Annotated in this window: 17 protein-coding genes; 2 read left to right on the top strand and 15 right to left on the bottom strand. The window is 52.3% G+C overall.

The features are described from left to right. Positions 1-30: 30 nt before the first annotated feature. From smc to OYT88_RS00885, 10 genes are all read right to left on the bottom strand, one after another. Positions 31-3600: a chromosome segregation protein SMC gene (gene smc / locus OYT88_RS00840; protein ID WP_274397446.1), complete on the bottom strand. Its 3570-nt coding sequence runs from the start codon at positions 3598-3600 to the stop codon at positions 31-33. 100 nt (positions 3601-3700) lie between these two features. Beyond that, positions 3701-4429 carry a ribonuclease III gene (gene rnc / locus OYT88_RS00845; RefSeq protein WP_274397447.1) on the bottom strand — a complete coding sequence of 243 codons (729 nt, stop codon included), beginning with the start codon at positions 4427-4429 and terminating at the stop codon, positions 3701-3703. Between the two features lie 123 nt (positions 4430-4552). Then, positions 4553-4795, bottom strand: coding sequence for an acyl carrier protein (gene acpP / locus OYT88_RS00850; protein ID WP_274397448.1), 243 nt, complete (start codon positions 4793-4795; stop codon positions 4553-4555). A gap of 122 nt (positions 4796-4917) precedes the next feature. Further along, positions 4918-5661, bottom strand: coding sequence for a 3-oxoacyl-[acyl-carrier-protein] reductase (gene fabG / locus OYT88_RS00855; RefSeq protein ID WP_274397864.1), 744 nt, complete (start codon positions 5659-5661; stop codon positions 4918-4920). A 4-nt stretch (positions 5662-5665) separates the two neighbouring features. After that, positions 5666-6610 carry an ACP S-malonyltransferase gene (gene fabD / locus OYT88_RS00860; protein WP_274397449.1) on the bottom strand — a complete coding sequence of 315 codons (945 nt, stop codon included), beginning with the start codon at positions 6608-6610 and terminating at the stop codon, positions 5666-5668. Positions 6611-6733: 123 nt separating this feature from the next. Next, positions 6734-7309, bottom strand: coding sequence for a transcription factor FapR (gene fapR / locus OYT88_RS00865; RefSeq protein WP_274397450.1), 576 nt, complete (start codon positions 7307-7309; stop codon positions 6734-6736). Between the two features lie 135 nt (positions 7310-7444). After that, positions 7445-9493 carry an ATP-dependent DNA helicase RecG gene (recG, locus tag OYT88_RS00870; RefSeq protein WP_274397452.1) on the bottom strand — a complete coding sequence of 683 codons (2049 nt, stop codon included), beginning with the start codon at positions 9491-9493 and terminating at the stop codon, positions 7445-7447. Beyond that, positions 9490-10392: an L-serine ammonia-lyase, iron-sulfur-dependent, subunit alpha gene (sdaAA, locus tag OYT88_RS00875; RefSeq protein ID WP_274397453.1), complete on the bottom strand. Its 903-nt coding sequence runs from the start codon at positions 10390-10392 to the stop codon at positions 9490-9492. Before sdaAA ends, recG begins: the two co-directional genes overlap by 4 nt. 40 nt (positions 10393-10432) lie before the next feature. After that, entirely contained in the window at positions 10433-11095 is a 663-nt protein-coding gene (gene sdaAB, locus OYT88_RS00880; protein ID WP_274397454.1) for an L-serine ammonia-lyase, iron-sulfur-dependent subunit beta, read from the bottom strand. A gap of 17 nt (positions 11096-11112) precedes the next feature. Next, positions 11113-11511, bottom strand: a complete 399-nt coding sequence (locus OYT88_RS00885) for an Asp23/Gls24 family envelope stress response protein (protein ID WP_274397455.1) — start codon at positions 11509-11511, stop codon at positions 11113-11115. A gap of 504 nt (positions 11512-12015) precedes the next feature. Between OYT88_RS00885 and rpmB the strand changes: the two genes are divergently transcribed. Next, positions 12016-12204 (top strand): 50S ribosomal protein L28, encoded by a 189-nt coding sequence (gene rpmB, locus OYT88_RS00890; protein WP_023508941.1) that lies wholly within the window; start codon positions 12016-12018, stop codon positions 12202-12204. Positions 12205-12365: 161 nt separating this feature from the next. Here rpmB and spoVM read toward each other — a convergent pair whose 3' ends face one another. Beyond that, entirely contained in the window at positions 12366-12446 is an 81-nt protein-coding gene (gene spoVM, locus OYT88_RS00895; protein WP_188801779.1) for a stage V sporulation protein SpoVM, read from the bottom strand. A 95-nt stretch (positions 12447-12541) separates the two neighbouring features. After that, entirely contained in the window at positions 12542-13183 is a 642-nt protein-coding gene (locus OYT88_RS00900; RefSeq protein WP_274397457.1) for a thiamine diphosphokinase, read from the bottom strand. A gap of 963 nt (positions 13184-14146) precedes the next feature. Between OYT88_RS00900 and OYT88_RS00905 the strand changes: the two genes are divergently transcribed. Continuing rightward, positions 14147-14386 carry a hypothetical protein gene (locus OYT88_RS00905; protein ID WP_274397458.1) on the top strand — a complete coding sequence of 80 codons (240 nt, stop codon included), beginning with the start codon at positions 14147-14149 and terminating at the stop codon, positions 14384-14386. Between the two features lie 242 nt (positions 14387-14628). Here OYT88_RS00905 and rsgA read toward each other — a convergent pair whose 3' ends face one another. From rsgA to OYT88_RS00920, 3 genes are all read right to left on the bottom strand, one after another. Beyond that, positions 14629-15513 (bottom strand): ribosome small subunit-dependent GTPase A, encoded by an 885-nt coding sequence (gene rsgA / locus OYT88_RS00910; protein ID WP_274397459.1) that lies wholly within the window; start codon positions 15511-15513, stop codon positions 14629-14631. 156 nt (positions 15514-15669) lie between these two features. Beyond that, complete coding sequence (pknB, locus tag OYT88_RS00915; RefSeq protein WP_274397460.1) at positions 15670-17634, bottom strand: Stk1 family PASTA domain-containing Ser/Thr kinase; 1965 nt, start codon at positions 17632-17634, stop codon at positions 15670-15672. Then, a complete protein-coding gene (locus OYT88_RS00920; RefSeq protein ID WP_274397461.1) occupies positions 17631-18374 on the bottom strand; it encodes a Stp1/IreP family PP2C-type Ser/Thr phosphatase in 744 nt (247 codons plus the stop codon). Before OYT88_RS00920 ends, pknB begins: the two co-directional genes overlap by 4 nt. Positions 18375-18379 lie beyond the last annotated feature (5 nt).

Genomic DNA, 18379 nt, shown 5'->3' on the forward strand with positions numbered 1-18379 from the left:
CAGTCTTTTTTTATTTCAAAACGGTTTCTATCAGCGATTTGCCGAGATCAGTTCTTCTGTTTCTTCGAGGCGGACGGATACCAGCCGCGATATCCCGGATTCCTGCATGGTAACGCCGTACAGCACATCCGCATGCTCCATTGTCCCGTGACGGTGGGTCACGACAATAAATTGCGTCTCAGCGCTGAATTTCTTCAAAAAACCGGCAAAGCGGTCGACATTGGCGTCGTCAAGCGCCGCCTCCACTTCATCGAGCACGCAGAAGGGAACCGGACGTACCTTAAGAATGGCAAATAGAAGGGCGATCGCCGTCAGTGCACGCTCTCCCCCCGAGAGCAGAGACAGGCGCTGCAGTTTTTTCCCCGGCGGTTCAGCCAGGATCTCAATACCGCTGTTCAGCAGATCATCCGGATCAATCAGCTTCAGATCGGCCCGTCCTCCGCCGAAAAGCTCCTGAAAGACCACCTGAAACTGTTCCCGGATTTTTTTAAACGTTTTTGAAAAACGCTGCCCGACTTCGCGGTCCATCTCCGTCATGACATTCTCCAGCGTTGCTCTCGCTTTCAGCAGATCGTCTCTTTGTGCAGCAAGAAAATGTTCCCGTTCCGAAACATCCTTATATTCGTCTATGGCGCCGAGATTCACAGTCCCCAGCTCTTCAACAGCCCGTTTAATCAATTTTACTTTTTTACGGGCTTCCGCCACATCCATCGTCAGCGGATATTTCTCCCTGGCCGCTTCGATCGTCAGTTCATAGTCTTCCCGCAACGTATCCAGCAAATGATCCAGCTGGACGTCCAGACGGCCCAGTGCCAGATTTTCTTCCTGAAAAGCATTGGTCAGCCGATCAAGCGCCTGCCGCTTTTCTTTAAGAAGCCGTTCTTCTTCCGATAAATGTTCCTGTTTGCCGCGGCGAAGCTCTTTCTTTTCTGTCAGAAGCCCGCTGAGTCTTTCTTTTTCCAGTTTTGCTGCCTGAACTTTCTGTTCAAGCGTCTTTGTACTGTCGGACTGATCCTTTAATTCCGAATGGACATCGTCGATGGATAATCTGAGCGCCTCGATAGAAGCAATCAGATCATCGACACGTGCGCCCGACTGCCCTGCTTTTTCTTTCTGATGAGCGACGATCTGCCCCTGCCTGGCGGTTTCCACCTTCAGCGAAGTAATCTCCGCCTGCAGAGCCGCCTTGCTGGAATCGCGGTTCTTTCTGTTCTCAGACAGCCGATCAATGCGCGAACTCAGATCCTCTCCCTTTTGTGTGTGCATGGCAAGATCGCGGTCGATTTCCTTCAGGCGCTGCGCAATCGTCTGCTGTTCGGAAGTAAAGTCTCCGGTTTCCCTGGCGAGCAGCTGATATTTCTCGGAACTGTTTTTTTCTTCTGCTTCCGCTTCATGAACCTGCTCCTCAAGCTTCCGGTAGGTCTCGGCCGCCTGCCTGACGTTTTCCCGCAATTTCCCCGTCCGCAGCTCATCGGCAGCGATCCGGTTCTTCAGTTCTGAGAAGCCGCGCTCCAGTTGCTCTTTCTTCGCGCGCATCTCCCCGATCTGCGCCGTAAGCCGGTCAATTTCCGCCGCCCGCCCGATTAAGCCGGCGCGGTTCTGCCGCAGACTGCCGCCGGTCATTGCGCCGCCAGGAGCCACGACATCGCCGTCAAGCGTCACAATTCTGTACCGGTAGCCCAGCAGCTTGGCCAGGCTGTTGGCCCCCGCCAGGTTCCGGGCAATCACAACCGCTCCGAGCAGATGCCCGATCACATCACAGTATGCCTGATCGCAATGAACGAGTTCCTCGGCTGTCCCGACAAAATCGGGATGTTTGGAAAGGCGTGTCCTGTCGCCGTAAGGAAGCGATCGTGCCTTCATAACGGAGACGGGCAGAAAGGTCGCACGTCCCGCCTGACGGCTGCGTAAAAAACGGATCGCTTCCCTCCCCGATGCCTCATCAGAGACGATCACGTGCTGGGACGATGCCCCGAGCGCCGTTTCGACCGCCGTTCCGTATGTTTTATCCACATGAATAAGCTCCGCCACCGCTCCGTGAATGCCGGAGAGCTTATTTCTGTTTTTCAGAACAGCCTTGACGCCCTGATTATAACCGGCATATTCTTCCCTGAGCGCCTCAAGCATTTCCCTTCGCGAGACGGCTTGCTTAATCAAAAGGTCGACTTTTTCAAACGCTTCTTTCTGCCTGCTGTAGCGGTCATGTTCCTTTTCCAGCTGCGATTCGCATGCTGCCAGCGTTTTTTGCAGATTCGTGCCTTCTTCCGCCTGCCGCTTCATTTCAAAAACAAGTTTTTCTTTTCTCTTCCGCGCATCCTCGGCGCTTTTCCGGACGTCTTCAGAATTTGCTTCCACCCGATTTTTCTTTTGCAGAAGCGACTTCTGCTGATCGTTCAGATAGCGCCGCTCATTGCGCATGGAAGCCTGCCGGTTGAGCACTTCGATGTACTCGCCCTTCAGTTTTTCAATCCTTTCATCGAGATTATGTTCAAATCCGTCGAATTCGGCCAGCTTTCCTTTCAGCTTTTTCTGAAGCTCATTCAGTTTTAAACGCTCCGCCTGATAGGCCGACTCGCTGCCGTTCAGGGCACGGCGCTCGGACTCGAGCTGCTCCTCGAGCTTTTCGAGCCGTTCTTGCAGTTCCAGGGCGCTGCTTTTCGCATGTTTCCGGCGCTCGGCCGCCACTTCTTTTTGACCGAGCATTTTCTCGACCTTTTCACCCGATTCGGCCGACTCTGACTGCAGAAGGTCGATATCGCGATTCAATCTGTCAAGAGCCTCGCGATTCGAACGAAAAAGCTTCTCTTTTTCTTCAATGTCAAGAGCCATCGCCTTTTTCTTCTGATTCAGGCTCTCCGCGCGGCTTTTTGAAGCCGACCAGTGCGTATGTACCTCTCCGATATCGTAGGCAAGAAGCGCAACATCGACTGTTTCAAGCTCTTCTTTTTTGGCCAGATACTCCCTGGCGGTCGACGCCTGTTCTTCAAGCGGACCGAGCCGGCTGTTCAGTTCATGCAGAATATCTTCGACTCGATTCAGATTGACCACGGCTTCTTCCAGTTGTTTCTCCGCTGTTTGTTTACGCAATTTATATTTCAGCACGCCGGATGCTTCTTCGAAAATTCTTCGTTTATCTTCGGCTTTGCTGTTTAAAATTTCATCGATTTTCCCCTGGCCAATGACGGAATAGGCTTCTTTTCCAAGCCCGGAATCCATAAAAAGATCAACGATATCTTTAAGCCGGCAGCTCCGGCGATTCAACAGAAACTCGCTGTCGCCGGAACGGAATACCCGCCTGGTCACGCTGATTTCGCTGTAATCAAAAGGCAGGTAATGATCCGTATTTTCAAGCGTCAGCGTAACCTCCGCCATATTAACCGCCTTTTTGGCGTCGCTTCCTGAAAAAATAATATCTTCCATCTTCGAACCGCGCAGCGATTTTGCGGACTGTTCTCCAAGGACCCAGCGGATCGCTTCCGTAATGTTGCTCTTGCCGCTTCCATTCGGTCCGACGACCGCGGTCACACCGGGAACGAACTCAACAGATGTTTTATTGGCAAACGATTTGAAGCCGGAAACATCCAGTCTCTTGAGATACATCCCGATCCCTCCGTTTCTATTAACTCCATCATTTTAGCACATCGCCTGCCTTGCCGGGACCCGGATAACAAAAACAGCCGAGCGTTCCCGGCTGTTTTTGTTATCCGTCGATACTTTTGAGCGCCTCGCGTGCTGCACTCTGTTCGGAATCTTTTTTTGAATGTCCCCGTCCGCTGCCGATCACTTCGCCGTTCAGAAGGACTTTCGATAAAAATTCACGCTGATGGCCGGGTCCCTTTTCCATAATGACGTCATAATCGAGCTCTCCAAGGTCTTTTCGCTGGATCGTCTCCTGGAGCTGGCTTTTAAAATCCATCACATGGGAAAAAGTACCGTCGCTGATCCTGGGATAGACAACCCTTTTCAAAAACTGATTGACCGTATCCAGACCCTGATCGAGATACAGGGCGCCGATGAACGCTTCGAAAACATCCGCCAGCAGGGCCGGCCGTTTTCGTCCGCCCGTAGCCTCCTCGCCGCGGCCGAGAAAAATCTTATTTTCGAATGACAGCGAGGAGGCAAACTGGACAAGCCCGGTTTCGCAGACAATAGCGGCGCGGAACTTGGTCATATCGCCCTCCGACAAATCCGGAAAATGTTTGAACAGATACTGCGAAACCATTAACTCAAGTACAGCGTCTCCCAGAAATTCCAGACGTTCGTAATCCTCCTGCAGCTCGCGGCGATGCTCATTCACATAGGATGAATGGGTAAAAGCCTTTTTCAGCAAAGCTTCATCCGTGAAAATAATCGAAAACTCTTTTAGAAACTGATGGAGCCTGTCAATCGTTTCTTTTTCATATTCCTTCACTTTTTTTGAAACGGACATCAGCCGTCACCTCCAATTGCCCCCAAACCTGATCATTCAGCCATCCGTCAAGAATGGGTGAAATGAAAGAAAAAAGTCCCGTATCCATAAATGATTACAAAACGGGACTTCATTGTTATGATGTCAAGATTTGTGGCTCTGTATGTAAGTAACGACATCGCCAACCGTTTGAATTTTTTCTGCATCTTCATCAGAAATTTCCAAATTGAATTCATCTTCCAGTTCCATGACAAGTTCCACAATATCGAGAGAATCGGCGTCGAGGTCTTCTTTAAAAGAAGCTTCAGGCTTTACATCTGCTTCATCCACATCCAGCCTGTCGACAACGATTTTTTTTACACGTTCCAGTACATCATCTTCTGCCATGTCTTCACCCCCTCTCAAGGACACACATTTAAAAAATAACAGGAAAATAAATATGAGTCAAAATAATCTTCCGCCTTTTTGCGTAAAAGCCGCCGCCTATCAAAACACACGCCTAAATCATTTTATTGCATCGCCATACCGCCGTCAACACTTAAAATCTGCCCGGTCATATAGCCGCTGTCCTCCGAAGCCAGAAATTTGACAACCCCGGCCACATCTTCCGGCGTCCCAAGCCTATGAAGAGGAATCTCCGACTTCATCTTTTCTTTAATCTTTTCCGGAAATTTTTCCGTCATTTCTGTTGAGATAAATCCCGGAGCGACCGCATTGGCCGTGATGCCGCGTGAGGCAACCTCGCGGGCCGTGGATTTGGTTAGGCCGATCACACCTGCTTTGGCGGCGACATAATTCGCCTGGCCCGCATTGCCGAGGATGCCGACGACCGAGGCCACATTGATAATCTTCCCCTGTTTCTGCCGCATCATCGGACGAAGCGCCGCCTTAGTCACAAGAAAAACACCTTTGAGATTTGTATTCAGCACGGCGTCCCAGTCTTCTTCCTTCAGCCGCATGATCAGACCGTCGCGTATGATTCCGGCATTGTTGACAACGATGTCCAGATGTCCGAATTTTTGAACGGCCGTCCGCACCATCTCCTGAACATCTTCCTCATTTGCTACGTCGCACTGGTAGGTCAAGGCTTCCGTACCCAGTTCCCTGATCTGCGCTGCTGTTTCTTCGGCCCGGGTTTTATTGCCCGAGTAATTGACGACGACCGAGGCCCCCGCACGCGCCAGTTCAAGGGCAATCGCCTTCCCTATTCCTCTTGAAGCGCCGGTGACCAGCGCCGTCTTATCTTTGAGTATCAAATTATTTTCTCCCCCCAAGCTTCTCGGCCGTCTCTTTCAAAGTTTTCAGATCATTGACTTGAAGAATAACGGCACCGCGATGAATTTTCTTAATCAGCCCGGAAAGTACCCTTCCCGGCCCGACCTCGATATAAGTATCGACCCCCAGCGATTTAAGCTTTTCAACGGATTCGATCCAGCGCACCGGCGAATAGAGCTGTTCGATCAAGTGAACACGGATCTCGTCGGCTGTCGTTTCCGTTTGCGCCGTGCTGTTGGCCACGACCGGAATTTTCGCATTCTCAAAAGGAAGCCCGTCAAGTATTCTACGCATTTTTTCCGCCGCCGGTTTCATCAGCTCGGAGTGAAACGGCCCGCTGACCGAGAGCGGAAGGACGCGGCGGGCACCTGCTTCCCTGGCCAGCTGCGACGCCTCCGCCACACCGTCAACGGTACCGGAAATCACGATTTGTCCCGGAGCATTCAGATTGGCAATCTGAGCCGATTCGTTCCCGGCCGATGCTTGTCCGCATACTTCTTTAAGAGCGGCGGCGTCAAGGCCGAGAACGGCGGCCATGGTTCCCCGGCCTGCCGGGACGGCGGCCTCCATGAGCAGGCCTCGTTCCCGGACCGCATAAACCGCATCTTCAAATCCGAGCACGCCCGCAGCATAGAGCGCACTGTACTCGCCGAGGCTGTGGCCGGCCAAATAGTCGGCTTTGATCCCTTCCCCGGAAAGCAGCGCGTGCAGCGCCGCACTCACGGTCAGAAGGGCCGGCTGCGTATTTTCCGTCCGTTTCAGCTCTTCTTCCGGTCCGTTCAAAATCAGATCGGTTAAAGAGAAACCGAGGCGGGTGTCGGCCGCTTTAAAAATTTTTTCCGCTTCCGGTACCGTTTTAATCAGATCCGCACCCATGCCGACACTCTGCGATCCCTGTCCCGGAAATACAAATGCACATTTACCCATATTCATCAAACCTCCTGAATCACAAGCCCAATATGCTGATGTTGAATCGTCATTTCAGTCACGGCAAAAGCATATGAAAAGAGGCGGGACTGCCGGACCCTATGCCCGGCAGCGGCAATAGCTTCACTTTCGCGCCCGCCCTCTTGCGCCGTGCGAGCGATACATAGTAAAAGTGCCCTTAAAAACGTGATCCTGTCCTGCATAACTGTTCACTTCCACGATCGTGCGTACCCTTTCCACCCGCGTCACCCTCGCTTTAGCAATGACGCGTTCTCCGACCCTGACCGGCCGGATAAAATGAATCGACGCTTTGGATGTCAACGCCAAGTCGTCATCGATCACCGCGACGGCAAGCGAGTTGGCCTGGGCGAACAGATGGTGTCCTCTTGCGATCCCCGTGCGTGAAAAAACAAGGTCCTGATTGATTTCGAGCAGAGAAATGGCACTCGAATCGAGCTGCAGATCGACAATTTCCCCGATCACTTCATCTTCGTGAAGAGCCTTGACATCGTCGAACTGCCGCCTCGCCACATGCTTGATCCGCTCTCTTAACTCGGGTATCGAAAGCTCCAGGCGATCAAGCCTGATCGTCTGAACACTGACCGAAAACTTGTGCGCCAGCTCGTCATCGGTGACAAACGGATTTTCGGCAATCGTTTGTTTCAATAACGCCTGCCGGTCCATTTTGCTTTTTCTCATTACTTTGACACCGTCGCTTCTAACGTCCTTTTAAGACTAGGTAATAATAGTAAGTATATCATATCCACCGCTTTCCGGGTAGCTGTACATGGCATTTTCCGGCTGCGACTCCGGCTGCAGGGAACTCTGCCCGGCTTAGTCCAGCTGCTCATGATTCAGAATGCCGGCTTCCACCAGCGGCTTTCGCAGCGGCAGAAACGCTTCACTCTTCCAAAAATGCGGATCTTTTACCAATCTCGCGGCATCGTCTCTTGCTGCCGCCAGTGTCCGGTAATCATGGACCATGTCGGCAAGCCTGAACTGAGGCAGACCGCTTTGCTTCTTGCCGAAAAAGTCGCCGGGTCCGCGCAGTTTCAAGTCAAAAGCCGAAAGCCGGAAGCCGTCCGCCGTTTCCGTCATCATTCTCATCTTTTCCATGGCGGTTTCTGAGCGGCTATTTGCGACGAGCACGCAATAAGATTGGCTGTCGCCCCGGCCGACGCGGCCGCGCAGCTGGTGAAGCTGAGAGAGCCCGAAGCGGTCGGCATCGTAGATCACCATAAGCGTCGCGTTCGGCACATTCACCCCGACTTCCACGACAGTCGTCGATACAAGCACATGAGTCTTGTTATTTTTAAAGCTGGCCATTACAGCTTCTTTTTCTTCCGAAGCCATTCTGCCGTGCATCAAGCCGACGCAGTAATCCGGAAGCGCCCGGGTCAGCCGCGCATGAACATCCATTGCATTCTGTACATCAAGCTGCTCCGACTCTTCGATCAGCGGGCAAATAACGTAGGCCTGTCTGCCCTGTCCCAGTTCGCTCCTCATGAATTGAATGACCCGCTCCATCATTTCATGACGGACCCAGTACGTTTTAATCGCCTTCCGGCCGCCGGGCATCTCATCGAGCGTCGAGACATCCATATCGCCGAAAACGGATATTGCCAGCGTGCGCGGTATCGGTGTCGCCGTCATGTAAAGCACATCCGGATCCTGCCCTTTGCCGCGCAATTCTCTGCGCTGTCCGACACCGAATCTGTGCTGTTCATCGGTAACCACAAGCCCGAGCCGGTTGAACACGACCTCGTCCTGAATCAGGGCGTGCGTGCCGACCAGTACATGGATCGTGCCTCCCTTCAGCCCGTCAAGAAGCAGTTTCCTGCGTTTTCCACGGATGCTTCCGGTCAATAACGCTACGTTGACGGAAAAAAGCCCGAGCAGTTTTTGCAGGCCGTCCGCATGCTGTTCCGCGAGAATTTCCGTCGGAGCCATCAACGCGCCCTGATAGCCTGCAGTCGCGGCCGCATAAAGCGCGATCGCCGCAACGACGGTTTTTCCCGAACCGACGTCTCCCTGAAGAAGCCGGTTCATCGCAGCCGGCGACGCCATGTCGTGCAGAATCTCATCGACCACTCTTTCCTGAGCGCGTGTCAGGGAAAAAGGAAGGGCGCTGAGAAAATTCCGGAGACGGTCTCTTTGGACTGCCATGGCGATCCCGTGTGAAGAGCGCCGCTTTTTCAGCCTGTACGCCTGCATTTTCAGCTCGTAATTCAGAAATTCTTCATAGACGAGGCGGCGTCTGGCCTGCCTCAATCTGCTCCGCTCCGAGGGAAAATGGATTTCGCAGATGGCTTCCCTGCGCCCCATTAATTTGTAATCTTTAATTATTTCTGAAGGAAGATTTTCAGTGAGGCTGTCGGCATACTGCCGGAGGGCCTGTCTGACGATCGCTCTCAGGCGTCTGACCGTCAGGCCGCCTTTGACCGGATAAACCGGAGCGATGCTTTCATCACGTTTCGGCAGCCCGATATGGAACTCCGAAGCGGTCAGAACGGCCCGGTTTTTTTCCCATTTTCCCGTGACTGTGACTTCGTCCCCCAGCTTCAGCCTCTTTTTTAAGTACGGCCGGTTAAAGGCGACCACCGTAATTAAATAACGGCCGGAAAGGACACGGATGGCGAGCCTCGATCTTTTTTTGGCATAAAAGGTAAGAACCGGTTCGCTGTGCACCTTGCCGGCAACCGTGACATGCTGATCATCGCGGACGTCCGCCAGATCCCTGATTTCGTAATTGTCATAACGATAAGGATAATAGCTGAATAAATCTTCAAGGGTGACGATGCCGAGCTGTTTCAGTTCTTCCGCCGATGTCCGGCCGACACCCTGCAGATCGCAGACAAGCTGCCGGTCACTGGAAATCGTCATCGCTGATCAGGCACCGACGGGCGGCCGGTCCGGCCGAATATTTCATTCTTCAGCTTTTTCCCGGACGGAGTAGCGGCCAGCCCTCCCTGGGCCGTTTCCCTGAACGCCGCCGGCATCATTCTGCCTACCTGGTACATAGCGCCGATGACTTCGTCGCAGGGAATCTTGCTTTGAATGCCGGCCAGCGCCATATCGGCGGCGACAATAGCGGTGGATGCGCCGATGGCATTGCGCTTGACACACGGGACTTCAACCAGCCCGGCCACGGGATCGCAGATCAGTCCAAGCATATTTCCGAGTGCGATCGCCATAGCGTGGGCCGACTGAAGCGGCGTTCCTCCGGCCAGTTCCACAGCCGCCGCCGCTGCCATGCCGGCCGCCGATCCGACTTCCGCCTGGCAGCCGCCGGCAGCCCCGGATATCGATGCGTTATTGGCAATGACGAACCCGAACGCGCCGGCAGTGAACAGATAGCGTACCATTTGTTCCCGCACCGGCTGCAGTTTCCGGGCCAGCCCGAACAGCGTACCCGGCACAACGCCTGCCGAACCCGCAGTCGGCGTGGCGCAGATCGTCCCCATGGCCGCATTGACTTCGTTGGTCGCCATGGCATTTACTACGGCATTGAGCAGAACATCCCCGGAAAGAGAGCGGCCCGACGACAGATATTTCTGAAGAAGCCGGGCATCTCCGCCGGTCAGGCCTGAATGCGAACGAATGTCTTCATGAATGCCTCTTTGTACCGCTTTTTCCATCACATCAAGATTGTCTGCCATTCTGGAAAAGATATCCTCACGGCTTTTTCCTGTCGTTTCCCTTTCAGTCTGAATCATCACTTCGGAAACAGGCAAACTCCTGTCTTGTGCCAGTTCCACCAATTCTGCTACAGTTTTGAACATAAAGAAAATCCCTCCGTGCCTTTCGTCAATGTTTCCAGGCTCAGGATAATACGGCAACATTAAGCATATTGGGAAGAGCCGAAACCTCTGCAGCCAGTCCCTCGCCGATCTCCTCGTCAGTCTGGATAACCATCATCGCCAGATGGCCCTTTTCATGCCGGGAAACTTCCATGTAAGAGATATTCATTTCATATTTTGCGATCAGCCCGGCGACTTCCGCCACTGCGCCATATTTGTCGCGGTGCAGCACAAGCAGAGCAGGATTGCTCCCCGATAATGAAATGGAAAAACCGTCTACCTCCGTGATCTCGATTTTGCCGCCGCCGATTGACACGCCGACGAGATCCAGTTCGTTCTTTTCCTTTGTCAAATGAAGCCGTGCCGTATTCGGATGATCGACCTGCGTGTCTCTGTCAGCGGTAAAAGTAACGGACATCCGCTGATCGGCGGCTATTGTCAGCGCATCGGGCAGCCTGGGATCGTTTGCGTCAAAGCCAAGCAAACCGGCGGCCAGTGCCACATCGGTACCGTGTCCCCGATAGGTTTCGGCAAACGAACCATATAAAGTCACATCGACCTGCTGCGGACGATCGCTGAAGAGTTTCCGCGCGACGCGCCCGATTTTGGCCGCACCGGCCGTGTGGGAACTGGAGGGACCGATCATAATCGGGCCGATGATGTCAAAAACGCTGCGATATTTCACAACTGCATGCCCCTCTCTTAAGCTTCCGATTTTCTGTTTTCAGTCGGCACTTCGTCTTCTGTCAGCCTGACACCCTGGACAAATATATTGATGGCTGCAGCATCGATTCCCAATGCAGCGTTCAATGTTTCCTTCACCTTGTTCTGCACATTCACGGCGACTTCCGAAATTTGCGTACCATAGCTGACGATGATGTACATATCGATCATCAGGTTTTGTTCTTCATCGAAATGAATAATCACACCGCGGCTGAAATTATCTTTCTTCAACAGCTCCGCAAATCCGTCCTTGAGCTGATTTTTCGAGGCCATACCAACAATTCCGTAGCAGTCAAGAGCCGCACCGCCGACAATTTTCGCGATGACATCTGTCGAGATATCGATTTGTCCATAGGTATTATTAATCGAGATTGACATTACGGGTTCCTCCCTCTATTCTCGTTTTTCACTGATCATCCGCCGGAAGCACGCACCGGCCGGAACAAAATCTGCCTATCGAATCAATGATCGATCATTATCGCTATTTTACACTAGCCTGCCAGAATTTGAAAGCACCGGCCGATCAGGAAGACCGCCGTCTGCATGGCGGATTGAAGGAAGGCGCAGGCAGGACTATGCGACAGCGAATCATTAAGCGAGCGGCGGAATGATTCAAAAATCGCCGGCAATAATCCGGGCATGTCCCATATCATTTATAGAACTGAATTGCGATGCGGTTGAAGGCCTCACATGACTGCTGCTTATGAAACGATCTGCCGGGAAAAATCTCCGTGCGGTATTCTTTTGCGTGCGGGCGCATCAGTTGTTGCTTTTGAATACGTGTTTGCCGGGCGGCCCGCTCCTCCCTATTGCAAGCAATGCCTCCACATGATAAGATGGGAATGTTGCTTATTATTATAGTTTGGCAAGGAGGTTATTTTCGTGGGACGCCGCTGTTTTGTAACCGGAAAGACGACAAAGTTCGGACAGAATCGCTCATTTGCTGAAAATAAATCAAAAAGAACGTTTAAAGCAAATCTGCAGAAAGTGCGCATTCTTGTGGACGGCAAGCCGAAACGTGTCTATGTTTCCACCAAGGCACTGAAGGCCGGCAAAGTTGAACGCGTCTGACGGCCGGATAATTGCGAAGCGCCGCTTGGGTTAAAAAGCACCCATATCGGCGCTCTTTTATTGAATCCCTATAAAAGAAAAGAATCGGAACATTCCCGTTCTGTTCGTGCAAAAAAGGCCCCCGTTCTGCAAGGGTGCCTTTTTCGCATTGACAGGTGCCCTTACCCCTTACGAAAGGACCCGAGGAGGGCTCTCACAATACTCGCTAAAAATCTCGGCAGCTTAATTGTATAAAATTTCATCGATTTGCTCCCCCTTGCTTCTTGCGTCGTCGGCCTTTTTTGCGCGCTTCTAAACTATATGCAGCGTGTACCGGAACTATGATCATCAATCCGTGTCAGTCACTGCAGCGCATCATGAGCAGAATACCTTCAGAAAAAGAAATCGTGAAAATTTCGGCCTCCGCCTCGTTGCTGATGCAGAGGCTCGATCCAAGCAACAGCTCCGCCTCGGTCAATGGATATTTGACGCCTCTCAGGGTCAGCCCCGCGACCTTTTCAGTCAGAGACAAAAAAGAAAGATAAGGATACACGTGCTTTCTCTTTACATGATATATGCCCGGAGTAAGCAAGGTGATACAATTTTTTTTGTCCAGCAGAATCAGTTTTGTCTTTTTATCGACGCCCTTGAGCAACATTTGGACATTGGCGAGCCCATGATCCAGCCTTCCTCCCGTTGCACCGAGGATCAGGCATTCATCCGGATCCCTGCCGAGCGCCCAGTCAAGCGCCAGTTCCAGATCTGTTTTATCTTTTTCCCGCGGATAAGTATCAAGTCTGATCCCCGCTCCGAAGACTTCACTTCTTTCTTCATCCGACAAAGAGTCGAAGTCGCCGAAAGCGCGAACGGGAGATAGATGATTTTCCAGTAAAATGTATGTTCCGTGATCGGCTCCCACCCACAGACAATCTTTAAAAAAGTCGGAAGTAAGGTCTGGAATCAATGTTCTCGGACCTCCGGCAACAATCGCGATACGCATTTCTTGATCATCTCCTTTAAACATTTCTGCTTCCCGATCAAATGAATGATCGACCTGATCCACGCCGTTTATTTGAGTCGCAGACTTTTGTACGGCATTGTTGAAACACTGAAAACTGAATTTTGGAACGGCTTATTCGCGGTTCGGTGCGGTTTTGCCTTGATTCGGTGCGACTTTGCCCCGATTCGGTGCGACATTCCGGCGATTCGGTGCGACTTTTCTGCATTTCGGTGTGGCTTTGCCTCGATTCGGTGCGGCCCCTCTTGTCCTGGGCGATTCGCACACGGCTCGGCACATCTTTTCTGCATTTCGGTGCGGCTTTGCCCCAATTCGGTGCGACTTTGCCTCGATTCGGTGCGGCCCCTCTTGTCCTGGGCGATTCGTACACGGCTCGGCACAACTTTTCAGTATTTTGGTGCGACTTTTCTGCATTTCGGTGCGGCTTTGCCTCGATTCGGTGCGACATTCCGGCGGTTCGGTGCGACTTTGCCTCGATTCGGTGCGGCCCCTCTTGTCCTGGGCGATTCGCACACGGCTCGGCACATCTTTTCAGCATTTTGGTGCGGCTTTGCCCCAATTCGGTGCGTCCCCTCTTGTCCAGGGCGATTCGCACACGGCTCGGCACAACTTTTCTGCATTTCGGTGTGGCTTTGCCTCGATTCGGTGCGGCCCCTCTTGTCCTGGGCGATTCGCACACGGCTCGGCACATCTTTTCAGCATTTTGGTGCGGCTTTGCCCCAATTCGGTGCGTCCCCTCTTGTCCAGGGCGATTCGCACACGGCTCGGCACAACTTTTCTGCATTTCGGTGTGGCTTTGCCTCGATTCGGTGCGACTTTGCCTCGATTCGGTGCGTCCCCTCTTGTCCTGGGCGATTCGTACACGGTTCGGCACAACTTTTCAGTATTTTGGTGCGACATTCCGGCGGTTCGGTGTGGCTTTGCCTCGATTCGGTGCGTCCCCTCTTGTCCAGGGCGATTCGCACACGGCTCGGCACAACTTTTCTGCATTTCGGTGCAACTTTGTCTCGATTCGGTGCGACATTCCGGCGGTTCGGTGCGACTTTTCTTCATTTCAGTGCGGCTTTGCCCCAATTCGGTGCGACTTTTCTTCATTTCGGTGTGGCTTTGCCTCGATTCGGTGCGGCCGCTCATGTTCGGTTCAGCTTTCTGAATCCGGTCAGACAGTATTCTTCTATCCCGTAGCCGTTCATCTTTTTTTATAGAGCAGTGAAAGACTTTTTCACCGGCTCAGTGCACCAGTCAAGGAATGGCCTTTGAGTCAACAGTTTTTTTTGATGACCGCTTATTTTAATGAAAAACTGCTGATCCGTGCCTTTCCGAGTCAGCCTCTTTATTTGCCGGAAGAAGTGGGGCGAAAGATTACTTCCAATGTCCTGATTGCAGGCAAATTTAACCCGCCCTTAACCGGATCCTCAGTTCTATCATTAATAGCGGCGTTTCCTTTTGCCGATTTCCTGAGAAAAAGCCTGATAATGAGCATATCGGTTCACGTCAATCAGGTGTTCTTTCACGGCCTTTTTCACCGCACAGCCGGGCTCAGCAAAGTGCGTGCAGCCTCTGAACCGGCACAATGTCCGAAACTCTGAAAATTCCGGGAAGCATTGTTCCAGTTCACCGGGAGAAAGCGGCGGAATCTCAAGGGAGCTGAAACCGGGTGTATCTGCAACAAATCCGCCCGCCGCAATCGGAAGCAGTTCGACATGCCTTGTGGTATGCTTTCCTCGTCCGAGCGATTGCGAAATTTCCTGAGTGTCAATGCTCAGCGAATGATCCAGCCCATTAAGAAGGGAAGACTTCCCGACGCCGGACTGGCCGGTGATGACGTTGATCATGCCTTCCAGATGTTTGCGTAAATCTGCAAGTCCAAGATTTTTCACACTGGAAGTCCTGATCACGGGATAACCGATTTTCGTGTAGCGTGCCATCAACTTGCGCATCGCTTCATCGCCGCCGGCATCGAGAAGGTCCCATTTTGTCAGACAGATCAGCGAAGGGATGCGGTGTGCCTCCATATGTACGAGAAACCGATCAAGCAGTTGATCATCAAAAGCCGGTTCGGCAACGGAAAAAACGAGAACTGCCTGATCTACATTAGCGATCGGCGGACGATTGAGCATAGTGCTCCGTTGACCAACAGAAAGGATATATCCTTCGGTCGCTTTCTTTGCCTCATAGGTCACGTGGTCGCCGACCAGGGGCACAACGTGGCGTTTTCTGAAAACGCCTCTCGCCCGGCAGCGGACCTGCCGATTCCCGTCTGTGACATAGTAAAACCCGCTCAGGGCCTTAATGATCATTCCTTCAGGCATGCTTAAGCTCCTCATAAAAATTATGGTGATCGGTCCGTTCTTCTGTTTGCGGGCAAGCCATAGACCGGGCCTTTCAATCAAATCCGGATCGGGTTCCCGGCCGTTTCATCCGCCTGGAAGCCGGCGGTATCACGGTACAAAGAGAAATCCATCTCCTTAATTCGGATAATTAACCGTCCCTGTTTTTTTCTGGACCCCGTCGAGCAGAATGCTGTACGACCCCTGTTGCCCCGGGTTCAGGATAAAAGGAATGGTATAAGTTTTCGTATCGGTGATACTTTCATCGGTGAAAAGTGTATCAGTGTGATTTGCATCCGTATAATAGATCTGGACACGGACCGGCTGCCCCTTGTTCCCGCCATTTCCTTTTGAATAGACAACTTTTATCGGCTGATCGATTTCTTTCGACTGAGGCTCGCTTCCTTTCGATAAGGCGAGCCGGACCGACGACCCCTTGGCCATCAGACTTCCCGGAGCCGGATCCTGGCTCAGGACATTGCCCTTCTGAACCGTATCGGAATAAGTACCGGTTGCAAAGGCGGCGCTGAGGCCGAGCGACTTCAGCTGCTGGTTCGCCTGATCCTGAGTTTTGCCGCTGAGATCCGGAACGGTCACATTCGGATTGCCGGTACTGTACGTCAGCTCCAGCACCGTATCGGACGGTACGACCTGCGTTCCCGCCGCAGGATTCTGGCTGATAATTTCCCCGTCCGGGAATCCTAATGATTCCTGCTGATGCCAGACAATTTTTTTAAATCCCTGGCCTTGCAAAGAATTGGCGACCGAATCCCGGTCATAGCCCACATAATTCTGCACTTGCACGGAACTCGGCCCTTCGCTGACAAAGAGTCCGACCGCGGTTTTCGCTTTTACATCGGTGCCGGCCGCAGGATTCTGCAGAAAAACCAGACCCTTTTTCACCGTGGCGCTGTGTTGATTTGTGCGGGTGACCTTAAGGTTTTTATTCGTTAAGATTTGTTCGGCCTGTTGATAGGTTTTCCCGGTTACATCCGGGACACGGACATTTTCAACATAGAAAAGCTTTGGCAGCAGCGTAAGGCCGATGACCAGTCCGGCAGCGATCAAAAGCAGCAGAATGCCGAAAACGACCGGCCATCTTCTTTTTTTCTTTTTCTTTTTGCCGTCTTTTTCAGGATCCGGCGCCGCGGGCGGTTGTTCCGCAGCGATCGTATCCTCCGACCGGCCGGCTACAACCGGCGCCATTTTGATTGTTTTCTCATCATCGTCGTCGGGATCATCCGCCTGGTCCGCTGCCAGAATCAGCCGGCTTTCCCCGGCACGATCCGGATTCAGCGAGGTTTCCAGATCTTCATAAAGGTCGGTCATGCTTTCATAGCGATCCTGCGGACGTTTGGCCAGAGCCCTGATGATGATGTTCTCCAGGCTCTGCGGAATTTCCGGACGGAAATCGCTCGGCAGGGGCATCGGTTCGCTAAGATGCTTGAGCGCTACGGATACGGGCGACGTTCCCGGGAAGGGAAGCCTGCCCGTGAGCAGCTCAAACATGACGATGCCGAACGCATAAATATCCGATTTAACGGTTGCTTTTCCTCCGCGCGCCTGTTCCGGAGAAAGGTAATGAGCCGAACCAATAATGGAATGCGTGTAGGTAATTGTCGAATCGCTGATCGCGAGTGCAATGCCGAAATCGGTGACTTTAACATGTTCTTCTTCGTCAATCAGGATATTGTGCGGCTTGATATCGCGGTGTACAATGCCGCGTGCATGGGCGTGTGCGATCGCTCTGGCAACCTGTTTCATAATATCGACGGATTCACTGATCGATATCGGTGAATAATCCTTGATAAATTCTTTCAAAGTCATCGCATGGACATATTCCATGACGATATAGTAGCAGTCTTCCTCTTCTCCGATATCGTAAATTGCCACAATGTTCGGATGCGACAGACTGGCCACCGATTCCGCTTCGCGATGAAAACGCCTGACAAATTCCTCGTCCCCCGCCAGTTCCGGCCGCAAAATTTTCACTGCAACAAATCTGTCCAGGATCAGGTCCTTTGCTTTATAAACAATTGCCATGCCGCCCTCTCCGAGGCGCGACAGAATCTGGTATCTTCCTCCGACTCTTCTTCCAATCATACTTCTTCACCATCACGGGAGACGATGATCATTGATATATTGTCTTCTCCGCCCGCATTATTTGCCTCACTGATCATCGTCTCTGTTTTCTCTTGCAGTGAACGCCCGTTTCCCATTATCCGACCGATCGTCTCGTCCGACAGTTTGTTGGTCAGCCCGTCTGAACAGATCATGAGCAGGGCTCCGTCCGGCCAGGTCAGTGTCGACGTATCCAGTTCAATTGCCGGCTCGGTTCCGAGCGCGCGCATCAGTATATGTTTTTTCGGATGAACCTCAGCATCTTTCTTCGTGATCTGGCCGCTCTTAACAAGTTCATTGACGAGCGTGTGATCCTCGGTAATCTGCCGGATCGGTTCTCCCTGTTTCCATATGTAAATTCGGCTGTCGCCGACGGCGGAAACGACAACAAAATCCTTTCTGCAAAAAGCAGCGGCTATGGTTGTCCCCATTCCTCTGCACTCCTCATGTTCCGCCGCATAGTCGTACAAATGTACATTAATCGAGCGGACCAGCTGATTCAGCCATTGCACGGCTTCGCTTTCATTCAGTGTGCCGGAAACTTTTTCCCATTTCGACTGAATCACTTCAATGGCCATCCGGCTCGCAACATCACCCGCCGCGTGGCCGCCCATGCCGTCTGCGACAACCGCCAGAATCTGCCCGTCACCGTAAAAAACGCCGATGCTGTCTTCATTGTGATTCCTGATTTTCCCGCGATCCGTACCGTATACAGCCTTCACCTGTG

Source organism: Sporolactobacillus sp. CQH2019 (assembly GCF_028765345.1).
In the GTDB taxonomy this organism is placed as follows: Bacteria; Bacillota; Bacilli; order Bacillales; family Sporolactobacillaceae; genus Sporolactobacillus.